The organism is Antarcticibacterium sp. 1MA-6-2 (assembly GCF_021535135.1).
Classification (GTDB): domain Bacteria; phylum Bacteroidota; class Bacteroidia; order Flavobacteriales; family Flavobacteriaceae; genus Gillisia.
Window position 1 is genome coordinate 108,820 of record NZ_CP091036.1, and the last position, 24,834, is coordinate 133,653.

The 24,834-nt window shown below is 34.6% G+C and carries 24 protein-coding genes and 2 pseudogenes; 22 read left to right on the forward strand and 4 right to left on the reverse strand.

Translation table 11 applies throughout. The features are described from left to right. The first annotated feature begins 391 nt into the window (after window positions 1-391). The 11 genes from LZ575_RS00500 to LZ575_RS22160 all read left to right on the forward strand — a co-directional run bounded on the left by LZ575_RS00500 (window position 392) and on the right by LZ575_RS22160 (window position 9,858). Window positions 392-1,486: a glycosyltransferase gene (locus LZ575_RS00500; RefSeq protein WP_235327583.1), complete on the forward strand. Its 1,095-nt coding sequence runs from the start codon at window positions 392-394 to the stop codon at window positions 1,484-1,486. Window positions 1,487-1,570: 84 nt separating this feature from the next. Beyond that, window positions 1,571-1,939 (forward strand): glycosyltransferase, encoded by a 369-nt coding sequence (locus LZ575_RS00505; RefSeq protein WP_235327585.1) that lies wholly within the window; start codon window positions 1,571-1,573, stop codon window positions 1,937-1,939. A 304-nt stretch (window positions 1,940-2,243) separates the two neighbouring features. Next, on the forward strand, window positions 2,244-2,729 hold the full coding sequence (locus LZ575_RS00510; RefSeq protein WP_235327587.1) for a glycosyltransferase: 486 nt from the start codon (window positions 2,244-2,246) through the stop codon (window positions 2,727-2,729). A gap of 5 nt (window positions 2,730-2,734) precedes the next feature. After that, window positions 2,735-3,682, forward strand: coding sequence for a GNAT family N-acetyltransferase (locus LZ575_RS00515; RefSeq protein ID WP_235327589.1), 948 nt, complete (start codon window positions 2,735-2,737; stop codon window positions 3,680-3,682). Window positions 3,683-3,684: 2 nt separating this feature from the next. Continuing rightward, window positions 3,685-4,905, forward strand: coding sequence for a hypothetical protein (locus LZ575_RS00520; RefSeq protein ID WP_235327591.1), 1,221 nt, complete (start codon window positions 3,685-3,687; stop codon window positions 4,903-4,905). Beyond that, a complete protein-coding gene (locus tag LZ575_RS00525) occupies window positions 4,868-5,896 on the forward strand; it encodes a polysaccharide deacetylase family protein (protein ID WP_235327593.1) in 1,029 nt (342 codons plus the stop codon). The genes LZ575_RS00520 and LZ575_RS00525 overlap by 38 nt, the downstream gene beginning before the upstream one ends. 61 nt (window positions 5,897-5,957) lie before the next feature. Continuing rightward, window positions 5,958-7,859: an asparagine synthase (glutamine-hydrolyzing) gene (asnB, locus tag LZ575_RS00530; RefSeq protein ID WP_235327595.1), complete on the forward strand. Its 1,902-nt coding sequence runs from the start codon at window positions 5,958-5,960 to the stop codon at window positions 7,857-7,859. A 7-nt stretch (window positions 7,860-7,866) separates the two neighbouring features. Next, window positions 7,867-8,733: a glycosyltransferase family A protein gene (locus LZ575_RS00535; RefSeq protein ID WP_235327598.1), complete on the forward strand. Its 867-nt coding sequence runs from the start codon at window positions 7,867-7,869 to the stop codon at window positions 8,731-8,733. Next, window positions 8,730-9,050, forward strand: coding sequence for a hypothetical protein (locus LZ575_RS00540; protein ID WP_235327600.1), 321 nt, complete (start codon window positions 8,730-8,732; stop codon window positions 9,048-9,050). The genes LZ575_RS00535 and LZ575_RS00540 overlap by 4 nt, the downstream gene beginning before the upstream one ends. Beyond that, a complete protein-coding gene (locus LZ575_RS00545) occupies window positions 9,002-9,730 on the forward strand; it encodes a glycosyltransferase (protein WP_235327602.1) in 729 nt (242 codons plus the stop codon). The genes LZ575_RS00540 and LZ575_RS00545 overlap by 49 nt, the downstream gene beginning before the upstream one ends. After that, on the forward strand, window positions 9,727-9,858 hold the full coding sequence (locus tag LZ575_RS22160; RefSeq protein WP_255702718.1) for a hypothetical protein: 132 nt from the start codon (window positions 9,727-9,729) through the stop codon (window positions 9,856-9,858). Before LZ575_RS00545 ends, LZ575_RS22160 begins: the two co-directional genes overlap by 4 nt. Here LZ575_RS22160 and LZ575_RS00550 read toward each other — a convergent pair. Together LZ575_RS00550 and LZ575_RS00555 are read right to left on the reverse strand one after the other, a co-directional pair. Next, window positions 9,855-10,820 (reverse strand): glycosyltransferase, encoded by a 966-nt coding sequence (locus tag LZ575_RS00550; RefSeq protein WP_235327604.1) that lies wholly within the window; start codon window positions 10,818-10,820, stop codon window positions 9,855-9,857. The genes LZ575_RS22160 and LZ575_RS00550 overlap by 4 nt on opposite strands. Window positions 10,821-10,833: 13 nt before the next feature. Then, a complete protein-coding gene (locus LZ575_RS00555) occupies window positions 10,834-11,502 on the reverse strand; it encodes an acetyltransferase (RefSeq protein WP_235327606.1) in 669 nt (222 codons plus the stop codon). Between the two features lie 587 nt (window positions 11,503-12,089). Between LZ575_RS00555 and LZ575_RS00560 the strand changes: the two genes are divergently transcribed. The 10 genes and pseudogenes from LZ575_RS00560 (at window position 12,090) to LZ575_RS00600 (ending at window position 22,314) form a co-directional block, all read left to right on the forward strand. Next, complete coding sequence (locus LZ575_RS00560) at window positions 12,090-12,908, forward strand: hypothetical protein (protein ID WP_235327608.1); 819 nt, start codon at window positions 12,090-12,092, stop codon at window positions 12,906-12,908. Between the two features lie 26 nt (window positions 12,909-12,934). Further along, window positions 12,935-13,174, forward strand: coding sequence for a hypothetical protein (locus LZ575_RS00565; protein WP_235327610.1), 240 nt, complete (start codon window positions 12,935-12,937; stop codon window positions 13,172-13,174). 157 nt (window positions 13,175-13,331) lie between these two features. Beyond that, on the forward strand, window positions 13,332-13,724 hold the full coding sequence (locus LZ575_RS23040) for a glycosyltransferase (RefSeq protein WP_311195913.1): 393 nt from the start codon (window positions 13,332-13,334) through the stop codon (window positions 13,722-13,724). A 34-nt stretch (window positions 13,725-13,758) separates the two neighbouring features. Next, the gene (locus LZ575_RS23045) at window positions 13,759-14,481 is read left to right on the forward strand and encodes a glycosyltransferase (RefSeq protein WP_311195914.1); all 723 of its coding nucleotides are present in this window, start codon (window positions 13,759-13,761) and stop codon (window positions 14,479-14,481) included. Between the two features lie 87 nt (window positions 14,482-14,568). Beyond that, a complete protein-coding gene (locus LZ575_RS00575) occupies window positions 14,569-15,174 on the forward strand; it encodes a sugar transferase (protein WP_235327612.1) in 606 nt (201 codons plus the stop codon). 9 nt (window positions 15,175-15,183) lie between these two features. Beyond that, window positions 15,184-15,807 carry an acetyltransferase gene (locus LZ575_RS00580; RefSeq protein WP_235327614.1) on the forward strand — a complete coding sequence of 208 codons (624 nt, stop codon included), beginning with the start codon at window positions 15,184-15,186 and terminating at the stop codon, window positions 15,805-15,807. Window positions 15,808-15,855: 48 nt separating this feature from the next. After that, window positions 15,856-17,026, forward strand: a pseudogene (locus LZ575_RS00585) (DegT/DnrJ/EryC1/StrS family aminotransferase). A 21-nt stretch (window positions 17,027-17,047) separates the two neighbouring features. Continuing rightward, a pseudogene (locus LZ575_RS00590) lies at window positions 17,048-19,045 on the forward strand (polysaccharide biosynthesis protein). 63 nt (window positions 19,046-19,108) lie between these two features. Continuing rightward, window positions 19,109-19,915, forward strand: a complete 807-nt coding sequence (locus LZ575_RS00595; protein ID WP_235327616.1) for a polysaccharide biosynthesis/export family protein — start codon at window positions 19,109-19,111, stop codon at window positions 19,913-19,915. Continuing rightward, window positions 19,915-22,314, forward strand: a complete 2,400-nt coding sequence (locus LZ575_RS00600) for a tyrosine-protein kinase (RefSeq protein ID WP_235327618.1) — start codon at window positions 19,915-19,917, stop codon at window positions 22,312-22,314. The genes LZ575_RS00595 and LZ575_RS00600 overlap by 1 nt, the downstream gene beginning before the upstream one ends. Window positions 22,315-22,434: 120 nt before the next feature. Here LZ575_RS00600 and LZ575_RS00605 read toward each other — a convergent pair whose 3' ends face one another. Continuing rightward, a complete protein-coding gene (locus LZ575_RS00605; RefSeq protein ID WP_235327620.1) occupies window positions 22,435-23,052 on the reverse strand; it encodes a tyrosine-protein phosphatase in 618 nt (205 codons plus the stop codon). Window positions 23,053-23,341: 289 nt separating this feature from the next. Here LZ575_RS00605 and LZ575_RS00610 point away from each other — a divergent pair, with 289 nt between their 5' ends. Next, window positions 23,342-23,734: a two-component system response regulator gene (locus LZ575_RS00610; protein WP_235327622.1), complete on the forward strand. Its 393-nt coding sequence runs from the start codon at window positions 23,342-23,344 to the stop codon at window positions 23,732-23,734. Here the strand turns inward: LZ575_RS00610 and LZ575_RS00615 are convergent. After that, the gene (locus LZ575_RS00615) at window positions 23,731-24,810 is read right to left on the reverse strand and encodes an endonuclease/exonuclease/phosphatase family protein (RefSeq protein WP_235327624.1); all 1,080 of its coding nucleotides are present in this window, start codon (window positions 24,808-24,810) and stop codon (window positions 23,731-23,733) included. The two genes, LZ575_RS00610 and LZ575_RS00615, sit on opposite strands and share 4 nt — an antisense overlap. Window positions 24,811-24,834: the final 24 nt, after the last annotated feature.

Genomic DNA, 24,834 nt, shown 5'->3' on the forward strand with positions numbered 1-24,834 from the left:
ATTTTTGCCAACGTTGCAACCAGTCATCTTCCAAATTGCTTAGCCTTACACTATGACTTATTCTGTCCAGGATTACCCAATCTTTTGATATCTTAAAGAGTAACCAATTTTTAACTATTCTCGCTTTTAGGTAAATCGCCCTAGGCGCTCTTTGTAATTTGGTGAGAAAGCTTCTTTGCATGTTTTTTGACGGCAAATTTAAAAAAAATTAAAGATACCTAAGAATGTATGCCCGGTGCGGGAAATTTACTTTTTAAACTTTAGAGTTTTATATAAAATTTTAGAAAATTTTGTGCTTCATGAAAAGCTACTTCCTACATTATAAGTTTATTTTTTCTATTTTTGACCTACAAAAATTTTTGGCCTTCTGGTTCCACAGATTTTTTAAAAATTGATAATTTATTTAGTATTGAAAGTTCTTCAACTCATTCAAACACGCCAAAATAGAGGAGCCGAGACGTTTGCGTGTCAGTTATCAAATCATATAAAGAAATTGGGGCACGACGTGCTTATAGTTTCAATCTATGACGGGGATGCGGAACTCAATTTTTCCGGAGAAATTATTGCTTTGGGTGCAAACTTAAAAAACCGTCTCTATGATTTTGGTGCGTGGAAACGACTTGCAAATATTATTGATTCCTTCCAGCCTGATATTGTGCAGGCAAATGCAGGGGACACTTTAAAGTATTCTGTTTTTTCTAAAGTAATATTTCGTTGGGACGCTCCTATTGTTGTAAGAAATGCAAGTGAAGTTGGAAGGTATATTCGCTCGTTTCCACAGAAATTGTTAAACTCTTTCCTGTACAAAAAGGTAGATCAGATTATATCGGTCTCTAAAGCATCAGAAAAGGATATTCTTAATATTTTTCCATTTTTAAAAAATAAAACCTCTGTAATTACTGTAGGACTGGAAAAGGATGAAGATATTCATGTAATAAATCTAAAACCTTATAATACAAAGCATATTGTTCACGTAGGCGGATTCAGCTTTGAAAAAAATCACAAGGGACTTCTCAAAATTTTTAAAATTATCCAGGCATCTAAAATGAAAGTACATCTTCATTTAATAGGTGATGGACCTTTAAGAAAAGAGATTGAAAATAAAGCGGAGAAATTGGGACTTTTTGATAAAATAAGCTTTTATGGTTTTGTTACAAATCCATTAAGTTACATTAAGGCTGCAGATGTTTTAGTTTTGCCAAGTATTATTGAAGGTCTTCCGGGAGTGTTAATCGAGGCGATGTACTGTAAAACTCCGGTCGTTGCATACGATGTAGGAGGGATAGAGGAAATTGTAAATCCTGATACAGGTGCTTTAATACCCTTAAATGATGAAAATCTTTTTGCTAATGCAACAATAGAAGTTTTAAGAAATCCCTCTCAAACACGAATAGACACGGCTCATCAAATGGTAAAGGCTGGTTTTATGAATGATTTTATTACTACACATTTTATAGAAGCCTATAAACAACTCCTGCAGAGGTAACAAATTTTATATATAAATACCTATAAAAGTTCGCAGCACTAAAATTCTCTTAAAATCTTGTGACCTTATACAAATGCGTTAATTTTGCTGGACTTATCTGTAGATTTAATGCAAAGAATAAAATTACTGCACATTATCAAGTCTCTGGGACGTGGTGGAGCTGAAATGTTACTGCCAGAAACACTAAAACTGCACAATCAGGAAAGATTCGATTTTCATTATATTTTTTTCCTGCCATGGAAGGATCAAATGGTAAAGGAAATCCAAAGAGCGGGTGGTAAAGTTCATTGTTTCCCTGCTTCCAATAATATTAAACTTCTTGCAAGGTATAAGGATGTTGTGAAGTACTGCCGTGATGAGCAAATAGATCTTATCCACTGCCACTTACCCTGGTCTGGGTTCTTAGGTCGTATTGTGCACAAAAAAACAAAAATACTAGGTAATATATACTGAACATAATATTCAGGAGCGTTATCATTTTGCCACTAAATATTTAAATAGAGCTACCTTTAACCAACAGACAATTGCACTGGGAGTATCTAAAGATGTAACAAGATCAATAAAAGAAAATATTAATCCTAAAATACAGTAAAAACTGTTTTAAATGGAGTTAATACAACTCGTTTTACCAGAAAGAATGAAAGTAGAAATAGAATTAGAAAAGAGTATAACATTCCCGATACTGCAGTAGTTATTGGTAATATTGCAGTTTTTAGAGAACAAAAAAATTTAACTTAGCTGGATAAGAGCATTTCATTTGGTAAGTCAAAAAAATCCTGCTGTTTATGGAATTGTTGTAGGTGCAGGACCTAAGGAAAATGAAATAATCCAACTTATACGAGAGCTAAATCTTGAGAAAAAAGTTTTCCTTGCTGGTTTACAAACCGATACGGTTTCTTATTTTTCTGCAATGGATATCTTTATGATGAGCTCTATTTTTGAAGGACTACCTATAGCCCTTCTGGAAGCCATGAGTATGGAATGTGCTGTCGTTTCTACTAAGGCAGGGGGAGTTGTGGAAGCAGTGAGAGAAGGAAAAGATGGTCTTTTGTGTGAAGTAAATGACTGGAAATCTTTAGGAGAATTGGCTTTAAGTGTTGTGGAGGATCCCTTTAAAAGAAAAGAGCTGCAGAGTGCGGCCAGGAAGCGGGTAGAGAACTCCTTCAGTTTAGCGTCAATGGTCAAAGATTTAGAAACTACTTATACAGATGTTTATTCGGGGCGAACAGTAAAAACAAAATAATTGCAATGCATATTAGACAGGCTACATCCCAGGATCTTCCCGAAATCGTATCAGTGTTAAAAGCCAGCCTTGGAGAGGCAGATTTGCCTCTTTCCCGGGAAATTTGGGATTTTAAGCATGTAAATAATCCATTTGGTCCATCGTTGATTTTTATTGCCGAAGAAGAAGGTAGAATTGCTGGAGTACGGGCGTTTATGAAATGGGAATGGTGTATAGGTTTTAAAAAATATTCAGCATTTAGGGCGGTAGACACGGCCACTCATCCTGAATTTCAGGGGAGGGGTATATTTAAAAAACTTACACTGAATGCAGTAGAAACGGCCGTGGAAAATGGAGACGGATTTGTCTTTAATACTCCCAATGAGAAAAGTAAACCAGGTTATTTAAAAATGGGATGGATCGAGACCGGGAAGATTAAAGTTGCCATTAAACCCGCTCTTAATTCCTTCTGGAAATTTAATAGTTCACCTGCGAATTATCAAATTTCCAAGACCTCTTCAGGGGCAGTCGACACACTTTATAATGAGTGGAATGTAGACCTCAAAAAACAGGGTAAAATCTTTACACCAAAATCTGCAAAATATTTGTTCTGGAGGTATGAAAGCAATCCATTACAACATTATCAGGTATTTTCAAATTCTTCCTTTTATTTAGCTGGTTATGTTAAAAACAGGGGAAAAATAAAAGAATTAAGAATTGCTGAATGCATTTTTAAACAAAACAAAAAAACTGAAAGAGAAATAAAACAGAAAATTAATGAGTGGAGTAAGAAATTTGGAGTGCAGGTTGTCTCATATTCACCAAATTTGTTTCTTAACTTACCGTTTTCAATCGTGGGCAGCTTTGGTCCGGTACTTACTTTGAGAAGATTAGATCTTGATGAGGAAGAATATGAATTTTTGAGAACTATTGAAAATTGGAGGTACAGCCTTGGAGACCTTGAATTGTTTTAGGAATGGTAGGAGTAATTGTTTTAATTGTTATATTTTATCTCATTAATAAGGGGATCTTTCGCGCATATCAAACAAAACATAAGTTTTTTGATACTAAAAAGATGGACCTGTTATATTTATACCATCTGGTTTTTTATGGTATTTATAGTTGGTATGCATCCAATAACCCATCCGATTCTCTTAGGTATTATCGTGACGTGAGCACACACACTGGCTCCTGGTTTGATCTATTTGGTACGGACACCTTATTTATAAACTTTTTTTCTTACCCATTTTACAAACTAGGGTTTTCTTATGAAATGCTCATGTTAACCTTTGCCTGGTTTGGTTACCTGGGATTTGTATATGCTTATCTTTTTTTTCGGGAAAAGATTCCCCTGAACATTAAAGTTTTTAAAAAGCTAGATCTTTTTACCCTTATTCTTTTCTTTCCAAATATGCATTTCTGGACGGCCTCGTTAGGGAAGGGTGCTCCAATTTTTTTAGGTTTAATGATGTTTACCTATGCCATAATTAATCCTAAATCTCGAATTGTGCTCCTTATTTTAGCTTCAATAATAATTTTTCACATTCGTCCACACGTTTTTATGTTTGTTGCTGTAGGGACAATTTTAGGATATATGAGTGGCCAGGAAAAAATAGCATTTTGGAAAAAAGCCATGATTTTTGTTTCAATGACTGGAGTATTAATTCTTGCACAAGATCAAATTTTGGGAGTTTTAGGGCTAGAAAATTCTGAAAATATTATTGAAGATTTTGAAGCAACAACAGAAAAAAGAGCAGAGGATTTAAGTTCTTCAGGATCTGGAGTAGATATGTCTTCTTATTCTATTCCTTTCAAACTTTTTACCTTCTGGTTTAGGCCTTTATTTATAGATGCGCCCAGTATGCTGGGAATTATAACATCTTTTGAAAATCTTCTGTACTTACTACTTTTTTTTAAAATTTTGAAAATGGACTTTATTAAGTTTATAATGAAGTCTCCCTCCCTGGTAAAAATGAGTTTTGTAATATTTTTTATGACTTCTTTTGCAATGACATTTGTAATGTCAAACCTGGGTATAATTATGAGACAAAAGTCTATGGTAATGTATTTTCTTTTCTTTGTAATTTATTACTACCTGGCTCAAAAGAAGTACGACAAGATTTTAAAGATAAGAAAGCTACGTCTTAGAAGAGAATTGAATGAAAAGGAAAAACAGCAGCAACTTGCCACAGAATAATATGAAGATAAATAAAGAAAAAAAGGACAACGGGGGGTTAATAATTTCTTTAGATTTTGAACTTTTATGGGGAGTTTTTGATGTTGTTGATTTCAATAAAAAGAGAGAATACTTTGAAAATACAAGGAGGACTATTCCTAAAATACTGGATTTATTTAAGAAGTATAAAATCAAGGCTACCTGGGCAACTGTAGGTATGTTGTTTAATCAAAATTGGGAAGAGTGGGAGCAAAATATTCCTACATTAATACCAAAATACAATAATCAAAATCTCTCTGCCTATGAATTTGGAAAAAGCGTTAAATCTAGAAGAACTGAAGAACTTTGTTTTGCGCCTGACCTGATAAAATTAATATCTGATTTTTCAGGGCAGGAAATAGCAACACATACCTATTCACATTACTATTGTCTTGAACCCGGCCAAACTAAAGATGAATTTTCATGGGATATTAAAACAGCTATTTCAATGGCTGATAAGTTTGATTTAAAAATGAGTTCTCTTGTTTTTCCTCGAAATCAGCTTAAACCAGATTACCTTGAAATTTGTCAAGGCTTAGGTGTTACAAATGTTCGCTCTAACCCTTCCTCATGGTATTGGAAGGATTCAAATTCAAATTCGCTTTTTACAAAAATTGCTCGCACAGGGGACGCTTATGCACCACTAGGTAAGAAAAGTTATTCCAGAAAAGATTTAAAAAAGGTAAAGGACCTTCCACTCCAACAGAAGGCAAGCCGATTTTTAAGACCTGTTGAGAGTAACGAAATTTTAAGAAAGGCTAAATTACAAAGGATCATGCAGGAACTAGAAATTGCGGCAAAAAATAGGGAATATTACCATCTATGGTGGCATCCACATAATTTTGGGGAACAGCCCCGGCAAAGTTTAGAAGATTTAGAATTTATTCTAAAACATTATAGTTACTTACATTCCCGGTATGAATTTTTATCAGAAAACATGGAAGGGATAGGAAAAATCATCTATAAATCATAAAACCTCAGAGTAGCTAAGTAAGTTTAAATTACATTTGCCTGCCTTTAAAGCTTATTTCTTTATGTGTGGAATTAACGGATTATTACTGAAGGATCAACAACAAAACTTAGACATTTCAAGAGTGCTTTCCAGAATGAATCAGGAAATAATTCATCGTGGTCCAGATGAGGATGGATTTTTTGTAAAAGAGAAGGGGAGTGTCAAAGTAGGAATGGCCATGAGAAGACTCTCAATCATTGATCTTAGCACAGGAAAACAACCTATGCAATCAAATGATGGAAAAATAACTATTGTCTTTAATGGAGAAATATATAACTATCCCACTCTCAAAGAGATGCTCTTAAAAGAGGGCGTAACTTTTAAAACTACCTCGGATACTGAGGTGATTTTGCGCTTATACGAGAAATTTCATACTGCTGCTTTTAAAATGTTAGATGGGATGTTCGCCTTTAGTATTTATGACGAGAACATTAATAAGGTCTTTATTGCCCGGGACTTTTTCGGGGAAAAGCCGTTATATTATTCTAAAACAAAAGATCAAATTATTTGGGCTTCAGAATTAAAGTCTTTAATTTCTGTATCGAAAAAAAAACCAGCTATATCTAAAACCGGGCTAAATCTTTATTTCCAACTCACATACATTCCGGCACCTTTTACGATCTATGAAGATATTTGTAAACTGGAAGCCAACAAATTTTTAGAAATTGACAGTAAGGATTTATCGTTTAGTGTAAAAGTTATAGATCAGGAATTTTCTAAAGAGGTTGATCCAAATATTTCATTTGAAGATGCTAAAGAAAAAACTCATGAGTATGTGAATGAAAGTGTAAAGACGCGTTCAATTGCAGATGTTCCTCTTGGAACCTTTCTATCAGGAGGGGTTGATTCTTCAATAGTTTCCCTTGCACTGGCACAACAAACAGCTACACCTATAGATACTTTCTCCGTGGGATTTGAGAAAAAATCTTTTGATGAATCAGATAAGTCTCGTACCGTGGCTAAGATAATCAACAGTCGCCATCATGAATTTATTATTTCTGTAGATGATCTCAAAAACAACATTGATAATATTCTTCTCAATTTTGATGAACCTTTTGCGGACTCTTCCTCTTTACCCACTTATCTCGTTGCACATAAAACGAGGCAGCATGTTAAGGTGGCATTGACGGGAGACGGTGGAGATGAAGTTTTTGGAGGATACAACAAATACTATATGGGAGAGCTAAATGCAAGGTATACCAGTTTAGTGCCAGAGTTCCTGCACGCTAATTTAAAATCATTGACCAATTCCATTCTTTCAACAAGTCACGATAAACGTGGAAAACGGTTTAAGTTGAAAAAGATGTTGAGCGCCATTAATTATGAAAATAATTTTTACTATAACATTATCTCCCTGGGTTATCAGTCTGAAGAATTAGAGAAAATTTTAGGGAATGGTCACTTTCAGGATAATAGTCTTAGACATTATAAAGAACAAATTGGAGACCAGAATAAAACACTTTCCGATTTTAGGAATATCGATAAGATAATAAGCTTAGAAGGAGATATGTTAGTCAAAGTGGATAGAACCAGTATGCTAACCTCCCTTGAAAGTAGAGCACCTTTTTTAAATAAGAAATTATGGAATTTTACTGCCCAATTGCCTGAAGATTATTTAATGAAGGGTTGGAATAAGAAATATTTACTTAAAGAATCGTTTAAACGATATTTTCCTGAAGGTTTTTTAGATAAATCTAAACAAGGCTTTGGCGTGCCTGTAGGAGACTGGTTGCGTGGCCATTTATCCTCTGAATTGAAATCTTATATAGAACCTGAATTTATAAAATTTCAAAATATTTTTCAATTGGTCAAAATTTCAGATATGGTAAATAACCACTTAAGCGGGAAAGAAGATAATACGTTTAGGGTATGGACCTTTTTCTGCTTCCAAAAGTGGTATAAGCAAACATTTTTACAGAATTGAATAAGGGGTGAAGAATTATCCAACAAGAAACTTTGACTTTGATATTTCATTTATTATTCCTACTTATAATAGGGCCAATGAAGTTACAAATGCTATAGACAGTGTTATTGCACAAACAGACCCACGCTGGGAGCTAATAGTGGTAGATGATGGTTCTACGGATGAGACTTCACAAGTGATTCATCCCTATTTAGTAGATAGACGCATTAATTATTTTTTTCAGGAAAACCTTGGCGTTTCAATTGCAAGAAACACTTATGCCAAAGTTGCAGCTGGTAAGTATTTAATTTTTCTGGATTCCGATGATGTCCTTTTTCCGGAATTAATTAATAAATTGTACCAAAATGATTTTCTTAATTTCGATCTTATATTTTGGGACGTAATTCAAGTGATTAATGGAAAAATTTCCAAACGAAAACCACTTAACTTAGGGAAGATGTATAACAAACTTTACGGAACGTTTTTAGCCGGAAGTGTTTGTTACAGAAAGAAAATGTTTTGGAATTTTGGGGGGTATGATCCTTTAATGACATTTGGTGAAAATTATGAACTGGGATTAAGAATATCACAAAAAGAGAATTTAAAAACAAAATATATTAAAGAAGTTTTTTTAAAATATACTATAGATACTACAACTAGAACGAGTAACTCTTTTAGCAATAGATTAAATTCTCATCTTCATCAATTTGAAAAACATAAGGAAAAATACAAAAAAGATCCTCCTGCCAGAGCTACAATGAATTATTTAATTGGCTTCATATTGGAAAAAACCGATAATAAAACATCTGCATTGGAATATTACCGGAACTCCTGGTATTGCACCCCTTGGAATCTAAAAGCTCTAAAGGTTCTTTTCCTAAATTTATTTAAATGAAGGTACTGTACCTAATTGACACGTTAGAAGGCTATGGTGCAGAAAAAAGTATTGTACAAATAGCAGTAAATATGGAAGAAGTGACTCCTGTTTTTATTCATTTATACAACGGTGATAAATTGAAATCGGTGTTAACAAAAGCAGGAATAGGAGTATATTCCTTAAATATTTCTTCAGCATACGGCTACAAACTCGCTCTTAAGAAAATACCTGCAATTATAGAAAGGAAAAACCAGATATTATTCAATCTACACTTTTTAGGGCAGATATGGTTGCCAGGAAACTTAAAAGAATTTTTCCAGATATACCCTTGGTAGGAAGTTTAGTGAGCAATTCCTATGGAAAGCAAAGATATTTGGAAATGTCTTTTCTATCCCAGTTAAAACTTTTTACCACGCAATGCAGAGATAGGTTCTCCACCAGTAAAGTTGATTATTTTATTTGTAATTCAAAAGCAATAAAGAAAACCAATGTAAAAGCACTTGGAATTCCTGAGGAAAAAGTTAAGGTTATCTATAGGGGAAGATCCTTTAAGGATTATAAAATATCATCAGAAAACGTAGAAAGAATTCGAAAGGAGCTTAATCCTGGAAATAAAAAAATATTTTTAAATGTAGGTAGATTAATTAGAAGTAAAGGACAATTAGACCTTTTGCAAGCTTTTAAAATTTTATTGGAGCAATATCCAGAAAATCAACTATATATTGCCGGAGAAGGTCCTTTGCGGGCTGAGCTTGAAAAGAAAATCGCCTTTTATAATCTTCAAAATAACGTTCATCTCTTAGGCTATAGAGAGGATATTCCTGAATTATTAGCTGTGACTGATTTTTTTGTTTTTCCTTCATATTTTGAAGGATTACCTGGAGCATTACTAGAAGCTATTATAGCAAAAAAGCCAACAATAGTTTCAGATATTCCTGAGAATCGCGAATGTTTTATGAAAAATGGAGCACTTTTTTTCCACCTGGTGATATTGAAGCCATGGCGCATAAAATGATTAAAGCAAGAGAAATAAATGATTGGTCCAAGATTTTAGAAAAATCTTATCGTCACGCTGAAGAGAATTTTAAAATAAAAAAGATAAGCCAAACCTATGAACGCTTCTATAAAGAAATTCTCAATTAAGGATAGAGATTAATTATTTTTCTCATTTGCAAAGTTGCTTCAAATGCCTCTCTAAATTCTCCCTTTCTTAATAACATTACTATATACATTTTAAAGATTTTTTGAAGTTTTTGTTGATAATGCTTCTTCATTTCCGGCTCTTCAATGCGGCTGTAGTAATCAGTGAGTTTTCTAAAGGTTCTAATTTTGGATAAAAATTTTACTTTTTTTATTTGACTGCTCCATATCCCTTCCCCATGTTTGCGATAATAAGCTGGCTTTATTTCCGAAAGATATTTAGCTCCTCCATGTTGGCCGAAAAGACTCAATAAAAATGTATCAACGTTTAATACAGTAAGAATCTCTTCGGGAATTTCTCTAATTTTATTTCTGAAGCAGATAGTAAGAAGTAAAGGATGGCTCTCACCTTTTTTCAGGACTTCTGCACTTATATCTTCTTTGGGTTGTATCAGGGATTGAGGATCTGCGAAGAGGTTTCCCTCTTTATCGACTTCTTTATAAGAATGATATGAAAAGAAATAATGTGGATTATTTTCTAAAAAATCAACCTGTTTTTGAGCTTTTAAAGGATCATCCCAATAATCATCTCCATCACAAGTAGCTATATATTTCCCTTTTGCAGAAAATAAATTATAGAAGGCATTAAAGTTAGAAGAAGGCCTTCCTAAAATAGAAATTTGGTTCTCCCTGTTGTGTAGAAAGAGTCTGATAATATCCGGAAATTTTTCAGCATACTTGAGGCACAATTCCCGGGTACTGTCACTAGAATCATCTTCCCCAATAAGAATTTCAAAATCAAAATTTACCTCTTGATTTAGAATTGAATCTAAACACCTGCGCAAATAATTAGAATGGTTATAAGTTTGAATACATATACTTAGTAATGGTTTTTCGGGAGTTTTAGAGGGAATTCTCTCTACCTCCTTTTTTTCATACCTAAATTTAAATTCTGAAAACGTCATGCTCGTTTTTACTTTAAAGCAGGTCCCGGTAAAATTCCTGAAAGGTTGTTGATCTTTTTACAGAAGCAGGAGCTGTGTAAATTGCGTTGTCTTCAGTGTCTGAAGTTATTACTGTTCCCATTCCTAGAATGTTTCTTGCTCCAATCTTAATATTTTCCATAATAGCGGAATTTAATCCAAGCAAAGAGTAATCTCCTACTTTTACGTTACCTGCTAATAAAGTTCCACTTAATAATGTATGTTGACCTACTTCAGTGTGATGTCCCAATCTAGAAGATAGAAGTATACTATTAGAGCCTACTTTAACAAAGGGTTGTAATACGGAACCTTCTCCTATAAAACAGTTTTCCCCTACATCGAGATTTGGCCAGGTAGAAGCTTTTGAAGAAATATAAGTAGCGAGCTCAAATCCCTGTTGTTTGGCAGCTAAGTAGAGCCTTTCCCTTACCAGATTATTACCTACTGAAATGAATAAAAGATGTTCCTGAGGTGACTTTACCTGGTTTAATTGTTCAAAGGGTGTATATTCCAGACTGGAATCAAAAAAATCACTTTTATTTTCAATAAGTGAGGATTCAACACTATAACTATCCACAATATATGAACTATCGGTGTTAAAAACATAGGCAGCGTATCTAGCAAACCTTCCTATGCCATAGATAATCAGCTTTTTTTTCTGCATTATTTTTCTTCTTCTGGGTAGTAACAAAGATAAGATTAAATACCTGTTTTAATTTATGCCTTATAGAGTATTCCTTATTCCTTTCTGAATCGCTTTATCTGTTATATGACTAAGTGCCTGATTCTACATAAATAAAATCAATTCAGGATTTCTAAATATTTTTTTGTTTCTCTTTCCAAGGCTGAAAATAAATACAAGTTTAACTAAAACCAGAACCTTAGTTTAAAAAATTCTTTTTTTTAAAATTATTAACAAATAGTTGGGGAAATTTTCTACAGTAAAAATTAAGATAATTGTAGGAAAAATTAAAGAGTAAGTATCGCTTAACGATTTTAAGATTAATTACATCGAAAAGTCAATTTCCCCTCTCACTAATGGCTTTGACATTCTGTATTTTCATTAGGTAATAACCTAATCTATAGAATCATGAATAAAAAATTACTTTTGCTCGTACTAAGTTTTTGCTTTGCATCCTGTTCGGTGGATAATGAAGAAATCTATCAGAATGGATCTCCCATGTTTATAAACTCCACCTTCGACACTTCGAAGGAATGTGCCTATTTAGATGCTTAAGTCCAGATAATTCTTTGACGATTTTAGAATCTGAAGCTGCAGCAATTCCAAGTTGGGATGAGGTAAGAAAATTGTATCAAACTTTACTAGCTCCCGGTGTGACAAAGTATGGTAAATTCACCCCTTCAATTGATGAAATAATTTCTCAGTTCCAAGAACAGAGTATTGGAGATTTCACCACCACTTACACCATTATAGATGGTGAATGTTCAGACTCTGTGGATCTTACCATAAAAGTTCGTAAAACCCTCGACAGTCCCTGTAGTTTAAGTGCAGGAGCAGATAATTCTATTACGTTAACAGAGTCGGAGGCATTAGAAATTCCAAGCTGGGATGAGGTGAGAAAGTTGTACTTAAGTTTACTTGATGAAGGTGTGAGTAGACAGGGTACTTTTGACCCATCCATCGCTAATATTAATAGTCAATTTCAAAATCAACGACTTGGAGATTTTACCACAACTTATACCATTGTAGAAGGGGATTGTTCAGATACTGTCAATCTTACAGTTACTGTTGTTGAAGATACTCCTAATTGCTCAACAGTAGATGCAGGTCCAGATAATATGATTATTCTGGAAGAATCTGTAGCCGCAGCCATTCCTAGTTGGGATGAAGTAAGAAAACTTTATTTAAGTTTATTAGCCCCTGGAGTTTCACGCCTTGGTACTTTTGATCCTGGTATTCAGGAATTAATAAATAGCTTCCAGGCTCACAGTCTTGGAGATTTTACCACCACTTATACCTTAAGTGAGGGAGAATGTACAGATTCAGTAGAATTAACAGTGAGAGTGATTCAGGATAATCAAAACACTCCTACTTGTGTGCTTAAGTAAATGCCGGAGAAGATGGTGCTAAAACCTTGACCGTAAAAGCTGCCCGTACTCAGGGCTCTACCTATGGAAGTGTAGAGCAAATTTTCTTTAGAATGCTATCTCCAGGTGTTCAAATCCAAGGCCTTCCATATACTTTTAGTCCTTCAATTGATGAGTTAATTGCAAATTTCGCTGCATCTCCCGTTGGTGTTTACCAAACTACACTTACAATTGGCCAAAATGAGTGTCAGGATTCTGTAGTACTTACTTTGACAGTTGTTCCTTAATTAGTAGTCAACTAAAATAATGAGGCTGCCTTTCCAGGCGGCCTTTTTTATAAACCTCCTCTTATTGACTAAGGATAAGAGAGGTTTTTCTTAATAATAGAATTATAAACTACTTTTGCTCCCTATCAATCGTTTATATATGCATAAACTAGTTCGAATGACTACTATTCCACTTTCCCTGGAAAAATTATTGGAAGGTCAACTAACTTATATGAATCAATTTTATGAGGTGACCGCTGTTTCGGCAGAAAAAGAGCGGCTTGAGAAGTACGGTAGAGATAACCATGTGAAAACATTTTGTGTCGATTTGACGAGGGCCATAACACCTTTAAAGGATTTAAAGGCAGTTTTTAGCCTCTACAAATTCTTTCGGAAGGAGCGTCCTACTATAGTCCATACTCACACCCCTAAAGCAGGAATTGTTGGTATGCTTGCAGCTAAATTAGCTCGTGTACCTATTCGCCTTCATACTGTCGCAGGTCTCCCATTGCTCGAAACAACTAGGTTCAAAAAGGAAGTTGCTCAATTTGGTCGAAAAAAAAACATATAACTTAGCCACTCGAATTTATCCTAATTCTTATGGTTTGAAAGATATTATTTTAGCTGAAGGTTTCGCCGGAATTGAAAAAATTAAAGTTCTTGGTAAGGGTAGTTCAAATGGAATAGATCTCAAATATTTTAATAGTAAAAAACAAGAAAACTGTGAAAGAGAAATTCTTTTAGAAAAACTTAGAATTCCGGAAAATGATCTAATTTTTATTTTTATTGGTCGGCTGGTTTCAGAAAAAGGAATAAATGAACTTGTTGCAGCTTTTGATGAACTTCAACAAACATTTAAGGACATCTCGCTGCTTCTGGTGGGGCCTTTTGAAGAGGAGTTAGATCCCTTGACTCCAACTACTTTGCAAACTATTAATGAACACACAAAAATCTTTTTTACCGGATATCAACCAGATGTTCGTCCATATCTCGAAATAAGCCATATTCTCACTTTTCCAAGCTACAGGGAAGGTTTTCCTAATGTTGTTATGCAAGCAGGAGCAATGGGCTTACCATCTATTGTAAGTAACATTAATGGATGTAACGAAATTATTGAGACGGGAAAAAATGGAATCATAATACCAGTCAAAGATAAAAATGCACTTTTTGAGTCAATGAAAACGCTAATTAAAAATCCATCTTTGAGGTTGGAACTTGCATCAAAGGCAAGAGCAGAAATTCGGGAGAATTATGATCGGGAACAGTTTTGGCTGCTCTTAAAAGAGGAATATGAGGGTTTAATAAAGGAATTGAATTTGCATTCCTAAGATTAAGATAAACTTAAGAATAGGTTTTGTACTTTTGCACCCGGTAAAAATAAAAAATTCGTTCCTCTTGAACGGTTGTAATTTAGGATGTATAAAAACTTTTTTAAACCTGGGATGGATTTTATTATGGCTTTTGCAGGATTATTAGTTTTAAGTCCTGTGTTATTGGTGATCCTAATTTTATTAGCTTTTGCAAATAATGGTAAACCCTTTTTTTTCCAAAACAGGCCTGGAAAGAATGGAAATATTTTCAAAATTATAAAGTTTAAAACTATGACCGATGCGAAGGATAGGAATGGCTGTTTATTACCCGATGCAGAGCGGTTAACAAGTGTAGGTAAATTTGTTAGAAAGACTTCCATTGATGAAGTTCCTCAACTTTTGAATGTAATCAAAGGTGAAATGAGTTTTGTTGGACCGAGGCCTCTGTTGCCTCAGTATTTGCCTCTGTATAATTCCAGGCAGAAAAAAAGGCATCTGGTAAAGCCGGGTATTACAGGATGGGCTCAGGTTAATGGAAGAAATGCTATAAGTTGGAGACAAAAATTTGAATATGATGTTTGGTATGTGGAGAATCTCTCCTTCTTTCTGGATTTAAAAATATTATGGAAAACTGTTAGAAAAGTTGTTATTTCAGAAGGAATAAATACTGCCAATATGGCCACAACAGAACCTTTTAATGGCAATAATTAATTCGAAGATATGAAAAAAATTATTCTAATTGGAGCTTCAGACCATTGTAGGTATACTATTGATATTATTGAACAGGAAGGGAAATATGAAATTTCCGGAATACTGGATAAAAACCTACCTGTGGGAGAAGAGTTTGGTGGATATCCGGTATTGGGATATTTAAATGATCTTCCAAAATTAATCGAGGATATGCAAATCGTTGGAGGCGTTATTGCTATAGGAGATAATTTTACAAGAAAGAGATTGCAACAGGAAATAGAAAAATCTGTTCAAAATTTTACGTTTATAAACGCTATTCATCCCTCAGTAATTTTTGGTAAAAAAGTAGAAATTGGTTCTGGTTGTGTTTTTATGGCTGGAGTTATTGTAAACAATAATTGTAAAATAGGGGATCATTGTTTTTTAGCGACAAAATGTTCACTCGATCATGATTCCACAATAGGAAACTTTTCTAGTATGAGTCCCGGGGTTACTACAGGAGGTAGGGTGTCTATTGGCGATTGTACAGCTATAGGAATAGGTGCCTCCATTCTACACTACAAGAGTATAGGTGATTACTGTGTCATTGGTGGAAATTCGCTGGTTAACAAAGACATAGAAGATTATTATGTAGCTTTTGGTATACTTAGCTAAACCAATTAAAAAGAGAAATCCTGAAGAAAAATATTTATAAAAAAATTTATGGCAAAAAGTAAAATCTGGTTATCCTCACCTCATATGGGGGGGACAGAACAAAAATACATAAATGAAGCATTTCAGGAAAACTGGATTGCACCTTTAGGCCCCAACGTGAGTGGGTTTGAGAAAGATATTGAAAATTATCTTTTTAATGAAGGTGAAGGTCAGCATATTGAACCTGAAAAAGTATTTGTTGCGGCATTAAGTTCCGGAACTGCTGCTTTGCATTTAGCATTGGTATTATTAGGAGTCAAGGCTGGTGATGATGTAATTTGCCAAAGTATGACCTTTGCGGCATCTGCTAACCCAATTGCCTATTTGGGAGCCACACTAGGTCTTTGTAGATAGTGAATCTGAAACTTATAATTTATCTCCTTATCACCTGGAAGAGGCGATAAAAAATCGAATTGCATTAGGTAAAAATGTAAAAGCGATAATTGCCGTTCATTTATATGGAATGCCCTATAAAATTGATGAGGTACATGAAGTAGCTCGAAAATATAATATTCCAATAGTAGAAGATAGTGCAGAAGCTTTAGGTAGTTCTTTTAAAGGTCAAAAATGTGGTACTTTTGGGGATATAGGAATACTGTCATTTAACGGAAATAAAATAATTACTACATCTGGTGGAGGTGCACTGGTGGCAAAGCGTAATGAACAAAAGCAAAAAGCGGTTTTTCTGGCGACTCAGGCAAGGGATGAAGCGCCCCATTACCAACATAGCCATATTGGATATAACTACAGGTTGAGTAATATTTCCGCAGGTATTGGAAGGGGGCAAATGGAGGTTTTGGATGAACACGTTGCCAATCGCCGAAAAATGAACGAATTTTATAAAGATATTTTTAAGGAGTTTAAAGGTATTACACTTCTAGAGGAACCTAACGAAAATTACTATAGCAATCATTGGCTTTCTGTGATCTTAGTTGACGAATCAAAGACGGGAGGAATATCCAGGGAAGATTTAAGATTGGCCTTTGAATATGAAAATATCGAAAGCCGTCCTCTTTGGAAGCCTATGCATTTACAGCCCATTTTTGCAGGTGCTCCATATTTTGGGAATGGTGTTTGTGAAAAAGCCTTCACAACTGGATTATGTTTGCCTTCAGGATCCAATCTTAATGACAGTGATAGGAACCGGATTTCTGAAGTTATAAAAAGGGTATTAGGATAATAGATTAATTAAAAATCATATATGGGGAATCGCTTTAAAAACGCCCTTAAGTTTAGTTTAAACGGAGAAGATAGTTCTTTGGATTTGCGAAATATGAAATATTTACCGCGGTGGGTAATATTTCTTATAGATATATTCCTGGTGCTTATATCCTCTGTTTTAACAGTCCTCATAATTATTGATCTTACTCCAAATTACTATACCACTCTAGACTTTCCTTCTAAAATAGTCCTGGGGATTTTGGTTAATATCTTTTACTTTTTTGTATTTAAAACTTATGCAGGAATAATTAGATATTCTTCGAACATAGATGCTTTAAAGCTATTATTGGCAACTACTTCTTCTTTTCTTACTCTTGTCCTTATCAATTATATCACTTTTATCGTTATAGGTGAAAAAATATACCTTATTGGAGGACTCTTAATAAATCTATGGATTTCTTTCTCGCTGCTATTTCTATTTAGACTCGGGGTAAAACAAGTCTACGAGTTTTTTAAGATTGCACATAAGAATGAAGTATTAATAAGAGCAGTAATTTTAGGGGCGGATTCTAATGCGATTTCCATCGCCGGGGCGTTAGATATTGAACATCCAAGAAGATTTAAAATTGTAGGGTTTCTCACAAAAGGCAAACATCACCGAAGCATAAGAATTTTAGATAAACCCGTTGTTCATTATTCCGATACTCTCCACTCTCAGGTTCGTGCTCTCAGAGCGTCTGCCGTTATTCTCTCAGAAGATAATTTCACATCAGAAGAAAAATTTGCTATCGTTGAAAATTGTTTGGAAAATGACATTAAAGTTTACAACGCTCCAATAGTGTCATATTACCAGGGAGAAGATAAACCTTTGGCTCAACAGGTAAAAACGTTGCAAATAGAAGATTTACTGGAGCGTGAGCCAATTCAATTAGACAAGGCAAACAAAGAAGCACAACTTACTGGTAAAACTATTTTAGTAACTTAGGTGCTGCCGGATCTATAGGTAGCGAAATAGTAAGACAGGTAGCTTACTATAATCCAAAGAAGTTATTGCTTCTGGATCAGGCAGAGACACCACTGCACAATTTACAATTAGAAGTTGAATCCAAGTTTCCGGGCTTAAGTTATAAAGCAATAATTTGTGATGTAAATAACCAAAGAAGACTGGAATTAATGTTTCAGAAACAAGATATAGATGTTGTCTATCACGCAGCTGCTTATAAACATGTCCCGTTAATGGAAGAGAATCCTCACGAGGCAGTTTTTGTAAATATTAATGGAACTAAAAATCTCGCAGACTTATCTGTGAAATACAATGTTGGACATTTTGTTATGGTGTCAACAGACAAAGCTGTAAATCCCAGTAATGTTATGGGAGCTAGTAAAAGGGCTGCGGAAATGTATGTACAATCCCTTTTTCACAGTGAAATTGTAAAGAAAGAGAACCCTACAAGATTTATTACAACAAGGTTTGGTAATGTTTTAGGTTCCAATGGTTCGGTAGTTCCTTTGTTTAGAAAGCAAATTGAGAAAGGAGGTCCTATTACTATCACTCATCCGGACATTATTAGGTATTTTATGACTATTCCTGAAGCTTGCCAACTTGTTTTAGAGGCTGGTACCATGGGTAAAGGTGGAGAGATCTTTGTGTTTGACATGGGAGAACCAGTAAAAATTATGGATCTGGCTATTAAGATGATTAAACTTGCAGGCTATATTCCTAATAAGCATATAAAAATTAAAATTACCTGGTCTAAGGCCAGGAGAGAAACTCTATGAGGAATTGCTTAATAAGGAGAGTAAAACCCTCCCCACTCACCATAAGAAAATAATGATAGGAGTGGATAAAGTTCAGGATTATGAACGTATTAATGAAAAAGTTTCTACTATTATAAAATCAGCTCATAAGTTAAAAAATGACAAAGTAGTGGCAAAATTGAAAGACTTGATACCGGAATTTATAAGCAATAATTCCTCTTATGAGAGACTGGATAAATTAGAAAAAACATTAAAGAATACAGCAAATAAAACTATTTAGGAAATAATATTCTTAGAATTACAGGTAACATCACTTATCTTTTATATTGGCAAAAAAAATTTTATGAGAGAAAAATTATTATTCTTACTTGCAATTCTATTTCTCGCAAGTTGTGCTTCGCGTAAAGAAATTGTCTACTTCCAGGGAATAGAAAATATTGAGGGGACGGTTATTAATTCTAAGTTTGAGCCTGTATTCGAAAGCAACGATGTACTTCAAATAGATGTATCGTCTATGGATCCGGCTGTGGTTGCTCCGTTTTTAATGAATGTTGCTTCTCAAAACCAAAGTAGTGGAAGCAGCAGTAGAAGCAGTAGTTCCGGATCCTCTGGTGGAGGAGGGAGAAGAAATTCAGCCTCCATAGGTTATCTCGTGGATGTTAAAGGGAATATACAGTTTCCTGTCCTGGGTCAGGTGGAGGTTGCGGGTAAAAGCCGTAGTGAACTTGAAGCACACTTAACACGGGAAATTAAAAAGTATGTTAGAGATGCTGTAGTTGCTGTAAGACTAATAAATTTTAGAGTTATAGTACTTGGTGAATCAGGTAGCCAGTCTGTAGTTCAGGTAGAGAATGAAAGAATTAGTGTTCCCGAACTTCTTGCTAATGTTGGAGGCATAACTTATGATGGGATGAGAGACAACATTCTGGTCATTCGTGAGATAGACGGTGTTATTACCCACGGATATCTAGATATGACAAGTGCAGATATTTTTAAAAATCCCTATTATTATTTAAAACAAAACGACATCGTTTATGTAGAACCTACCTATAAACAAGTAAAATCTGCAGGATGGATCACCAGCTGGCAAGGTATTTTATCTGTTATAACCTCGGCAGTTAGTCTCTATTTTATAACCCAAAACTTTTAATGGAAGATTTACAGGAATATTCTGAAGAAAAAGAGTCAAATTTTGATTTAAAAGCTGAAATTTTTAAATACTTAGCTTACTGGAAGTGGTTGCTTCTGGGATTTTTATTAGGTGGTCTTTTAGCTTTTCTTTATAACCGTTACACCATTCCAAGGTATTGGAGTGAGGCCTCGATGATGATTGTAAAAGATAATCAAAGTGGAGTCGCCGGGGCTTTACCTTCCGGTGGAGGTTTTCTTACTCTTGAAGAAAATTCACTTGATAATCAAATTGTTACTTTGAAATCTCAGCGACTCGTAAAAAAAGTAGTTGAAGATTTAAATCATAACATTTCATATTTTATAGAGGGTAAAGTAATTACAACTGAGGCATATAAGACAAGCCCTGTAATAATTGATTTTATTACTCACGATTCTATTGTAAATTATGTTTCTGAATCATTTTTTGTCACCCCTGTTTCATCGACTGATTTTACTCTGGTAAATGAGAATCTCAATTACAATAAAAGCCATAAGTTAGGAGAAGTAATTTCTATAGGGGAATTGCATTTTACAATAGTTCCCAGGAAGACAGGTGCTTCTTCCAGTTTTCAAAATGCAGGAACTATTAGAATAGATGTAAATCCACTGGATCAAGTGGCTGCTGAATACATCTCTGCGCTGGTGGTAGCACCAAAAGGGAAGGCATTAGATATACTTTCTTTATCTATTATACAGGCTGAAAGTGACAAGTCTGAAGATTTTTTAAATAACCTGATGTTCCAGTTTAATGAAGACGGGGTTGCAGATAAGCGACAGGTGGCATTAAATACGACTGAATTCATAGAGGAGAGGCTGGAAATTATTACCATGGAACTGGACACTGTTGAAGGAGGAATGGCTGATTTTAAGAGAGAAAACCAATTTATGGATGTCGCCAGCGGTGCGAATCAATATCTCTCCAAATCCACTATGGCCGAGGAGGAAATTTTTGATCTCGAACTCCAAATGCAAGTTATTTCCTCTATTGAAGACCTTATAAACAGAAGGGAAAGTTATCGTCTACTTCCTACTAATATGGGAATTGATGCCGTAGAAGTATCAGGTCTAATTTCAACATATAATGAGTTAATATTGGAGAGGAATGCTCTTCTTCGAAATGGAACTGAAGAAAATCCAGCTGTCGAACGTTTGACCGCAGAACTGGATTCTTTAAGGGAGAATTTAAAAGATAATATTGAGAGCACCAAAGATGCTTTAAATATTCAGTTAGCCGAACTTAATCAGCTGGACAGTCGTGCACAAGCGAAGTTCTCTACTTTTCCAGGAATGGAAAAAGGAATGAGAGGAATTGAGAGACAGCAGCTAATAAAAGAAGAATTATACCTGTTTTTACTACAAAGAAGAGAAGAAGCCGCCATAGAATTTGCAGTTACTTCCCCTGTAGCTAAAATTATTGACCCTGCATACACTGTTCCAACTCCAGTTGATCCCAAACCCTGGTTGATATTGACAGGTGGCTTCCTTGTTGGCCTTTTGTTACCTCTAATTGTTTTGTTTGTGAGGTTTATGTTAGATACTAAGGTACATCATAAAGGGGACCTTTCTTCTTTAACTAAGAACATACCATTTCTAGGAGAGGTACCTCAGATTGCTAACGAATCTGAAGAAGTTATTCAATTAAATGATAGGTCCCCCCTTGCCGAATCCTTTCGGATATTAAGAACGAATCTCGCTTACTTAATGAAGGCGAAAAAGGAGAATAGGGGAGAAATTATCTTTGTTACGTCAACCATTAAAGGAGAAGGTAAAACGTTTATTTCTTATAATCTTGCCCGCACTCTTGCCACTACCAATAAAAGAGTAATTATACTTGGTGCAGATATTAGAAATCCAAAGTTGCACCGCTATCTTGATGTTCCAATGGAAACACAAGGTTTGTCGGACTATTTGTACAATTTGGATATTTCTTCATCAGATATAATCACTAGCTCACAAGACAAAGAAATTAAAGTAGATCTCATTCTCTCGGGAGTTATACCACCTAATCCTGCTGAATTATTTATGAATGATCGTATGGAAATCCTGTTAAAGGAACTCTCTGCTACTTACGATTATATTATAGTGGATACAGCACCAACAATGATCGTTACAGATACCCTTCTTATTAGTCCTTTAGCCGATACTACTTTGTACGTCACCAGGGCAGGTTACACAGATAAAAAGTTGCTGGATTTTCCTAAAGAGTTAAAACAGCAGGGAAAATTAAAAGGATTGGCAATCGTTCTTAACGATGTAGATTATTCCAAATTTTCATATGGTGCGAAATATGGATATAATTATGGTTATGGTTATGGTTACGGGGTAAACAAGGAGTCAAAATGGAAAAAGTTGTTCAATTGGGGAAAAGCTAGTAAGTAAACACCTGGTTGGTATTTTGGATAACCTTTTTAACCTGGTCTCCAAATTTTTTGTTCAATTTTATATTTTCCAGTTTATCCAGGTGTTGATCGCGGTGAGTATCACTACCAATAAAATCAATTATCCAGCTTCCAGGAGTCGAAAACCTATTTCCTGAATTTGAGATCCATAATGGGGGGATAGGGAGAGTGCATTGATTTGGAAAAGACATCCCCGGTTCTTTAAGTCGGCATATTTGCTTAGATCTTTGGAATGATAAAAGGCATATCTTTCAGGATGTGCAAGAATGGGACGATAACCTTGTGTTTGTAATTTAAAGAGTATTTCGTTAAGATTTATTGGAGCCTGGAAAAAGGACATTTCAACCAGCACATAATTTTCATTGAGGCACAGTAATTCTTTCTTCTCAAGTATTTCCATAAAACTCTGGTCCATCATATATTCCGCAGCAGCTTTAATTTTTACCTTTTGAAGTTCCTGATCTTCAATAATTTTATTTTTTAAAAGGCTAAGTGCGTTATTGATTGTCTCCCGGGTGTTTGGATAATAGTCATTCATCACATGAGGAGTGGCAATAAATTTAGTTATTCCCAGTTCCTTAAATTTTAAAAGTAATTGAACAGAATCAATTTCATTAGCAGCACCGTCATCAATACCCGGTAAAATATGATTGTGTATGTCAGTTATTCCTTGTAGGAGGTCTTTCAGGTATATCTTGCTTTTAAAAATATTTAGCATATGTTCTGTTATTAAGTAAATTTACAAAAAATCAGGTGATGCTTATAATTTTCCTATTAAGGAAAAGGGGCTGACGTAGTTCAAAATTTTCAGGTGAGCTTATTTTTTTCAGCATTAAGGAGCAGAATTAGGAATTGATAGTAGTTACTTTGTCTGGAATTTTTGTTTTAAACTTTCGACAACCTTATCGCCTTCATTATTATATTTTATCAGAAAGCTAAATAGTATATTTACCAACTTTACTGGAATCCAGAATTACGAAAGTCAAAACTACAGAAAGTACCAATAAATGCTGAAGGTCTTATTAATTGATGATGATGAAATAGTATTGCTGGTGCAAAGGAAACTTCTCCAACGTTGCAATTTTGAGCAGGAGATTATTTCATATCGTTCTGCTAAATCGGCATTGAATTATCTCTCTCAGGTATCTGATAGTGATGATTTCCTCATATTACTGGATGTAAATATGCCTCAAATGAACGGGTGGGATTTCATATCTCAGTTATCAAAAATGGAAGTTGTAGATCGAACTCACATTTTAATGGTTACTTCTTCAATAGAATTAAATGATAAAGAAGTTGCTGAGAATTATCCCAATGTATTTGATTTTATTGAAAAACCATTTAACGCAGACAATTGTAAAAAAATAAGATCTATCCCGGCATTAAAAAATTATTTTTAAACCTCTCTTTCGGTGGGATGTCCCTCTTCAATCTTTTCTTCTGCCCATTCTTTTTCCTCTTCATCTGCTTCTTCAGGTTCTTCCTGAAGAATTTCGGCCCTCGGTTCGTAATTGAGTTTAATGAACATAGGAAAATGATCAGATCCTATGTTTTCCAGTCTGGCTAATTCTATTAGAGTAAAATCTCTTGTGTGAAACACGTGATCCAACGGCCATCGTAAGAGACGGTGTCCTGCATGAAAGGTATTATAAAAACCTCGTCCTATTCGGGGATCAAGAAGACCGCTTAATTTTTGAAATAAACGTGTCGTACGTGACCATGCAACATCGTTAAGATCACCAAATACCAATACCGATTCCTGATCCTTTTTTACATCCCTTCCCACCAGGAGTAATTCTGCATCCCGGTTCGTTGATGTAGGATCTTCAGTTGGGCTTGGAGGTTTAGGGTGCAAGCAGTGAATTTTAATTCTTTTCTTATTGTTCATCCTAACGTACCCGTGGATAGAAGGAATGTCACCTTTAATTAAATATTTGACTTCAATATCTTCCAATTTTAATTTGGAATACAAATGCATTCCATATAAATTGTCCAAAGGGATTTTTACACCGTATGGATATTGAGGCTCAATAACTTCCAACTCTTTCTCCCAGCGCTTATCTGTTTCAAGAGTGAGTAGGATGTCCGGCTCTTTCTTCTTTACAAGAGCAATAAGTTTATCACTTTGTTTATTAGTTGTAAGAACGTTGCTAACTAAAATAGAAATAATGGCCTCGGGATCATTTCCCTTAAATGAAAGAACCTGCTTTTTAGAAAGCACTGTGTAGGGGAAAATTTTCGATACCTGGTAAATTAAGCTTAAGACAAGAAGTCCACTAAGAACGAAATGTAAAGTCGCATCATACTCGTAAGTAAAAAAGGTGGAAACTAATATAATTAGTATAAATAAACTTATCTGGATTCTCGGAAAATCAAATCCTCTTACCCACCATTGATCAAATCTTGTCAAAGATGCAATTGTGGGGATAAGCATAAAAAAACCTAAAAAAGTGACAACAAATTCTATAATTCTCATTTATAGTTTTATCCGGGGTTTACT

What these genes read in the sequence shown, in the direction of transcription:
- LZ575_RS23040 (WP_311195913.1), top strand. Translation starts at nt 13,332, where the DNA reads ATGACTACTATTCCACTTTCCCTGGAAAAATTATTGGAAGGTCAACTA.
- LZ575_RS00610 (WP_235327622.1), top strand. Translation starts at nt 23,342, where the DNA reads ATGCTGAAGGTCTTATTAATTGATGATGATGAAATAGTATTGCTGGTG.
- LZ575_RS00615 (WP_235327624.1), bottom strand. Translation starts at nt 24,810, where the DNA reads ATGAGAATTATAGAATTTGTTGTCACTTTTTTAGGTTTTTTTATGCTT.
- LZ575_RS00540 (WP_235327600.1), top strand. Translation starts at nt 8,730, where the DNA reads ATGAAGGTACTGTACCTAATTGACACGTTAGAAGGCTATGGTGCAGAA.
- LZ575_RS00600 (WP_235327618.1), top strand. Translation starts at nt 19,915, where the DNA reads ATGGAAGATTTACAGGAATATTCTGAAGAAAAAGAGTCAAATTTTGAT.
- LZ575_RS00515 (WP_235327589.1), top strand. Translation starts at nt 2,735, where the DNA reads ATGCATATTAGACAGGCTACATCCCAGGATCTTCCCGAAATCGTATCA.
- LZ575_RS00555 (WP_235327606.1), bottom strand. Translation starts at nt 11,502, where the DNA reads ATGCAGAAAAAAAAGCTGATTATCTATGGCATAGGAAGGTTTGCTAGA.
- asnB (WP_235327595.1), top strand. Translation starts at nt 5,958, where the DNA reads ATGTGTGGAATTAACGGATTATTACTGAAGGATCAACAACAAAACTTA.
- LZ575_RS00605 (WP_235327620.1), bottom strand. Translation starts at nt 23,052, where the DNA reads ATGCTAAATATTTTTAAAAGCAAGATATACCTGAAAGACCTCCTACAA.
- LZ575_RS22160 (WP_255702718.1), top strand. Translation starts at nt 9,727, where the DNA reads ATGATTAAAGCAAGAGAAATAAATGATTGGTCCAAGATTTTAGAAAAA.
- LZ575_RS00575 (WP_235327612.1), top strand. Translation starts at nt 14,569, where the DNA reads ATGTATAAAAACTTTTTTAAACCTGGGATGGATTTTATTATGGCTTTT.
- LZ575_RS00545 (WP_235327602.1), top strand. Translation starts at nt 9,002, where the DNA reads ATGGTTGCCAGGAAACTTAAAAGAATTTTTCCAGATATACCCTTGGTA.
- LZ575_RS00525 (WP_235327593.1), top strand. Translation starts at nt 4,868, where the DNA reads ATGAAAAGGAAAAACAGCAGCAACTTGCCACAGAATAATATGAAGATA.
- LZ575_RS00580 (WP_235327614.1), top strand. Translation starts at nt 15,184, where the DNA reads ATGAAAAAAATTATTCTAATTGGAGCTTCAGACCATTGTAGGTATACT.
- LZ575_RS00520 (WP_235327591.1), top strand. Translation starts at nt 3,685, where the DNA reads ATGGTAGGAGTAATTGTTTTAATTGTTATATTTTATCTCATTAATAAG.
- LZ575_RS00595 (WP_235327616.1), top strand. Translation starts at nt 19,109, where the DNA reads ATGAGAGAAAAATTATTATTCTTACTTGCAATTCTATTTCTCGCAAGT.
- LZ575_RS00550 (WP_235327604.1), bottom strand. Translation starts at nt 10,820, where the DNA reads ATGACGTTTTCAGAATTTAAATTTAGGTATGAAAAAAAGGAGGTAGAG.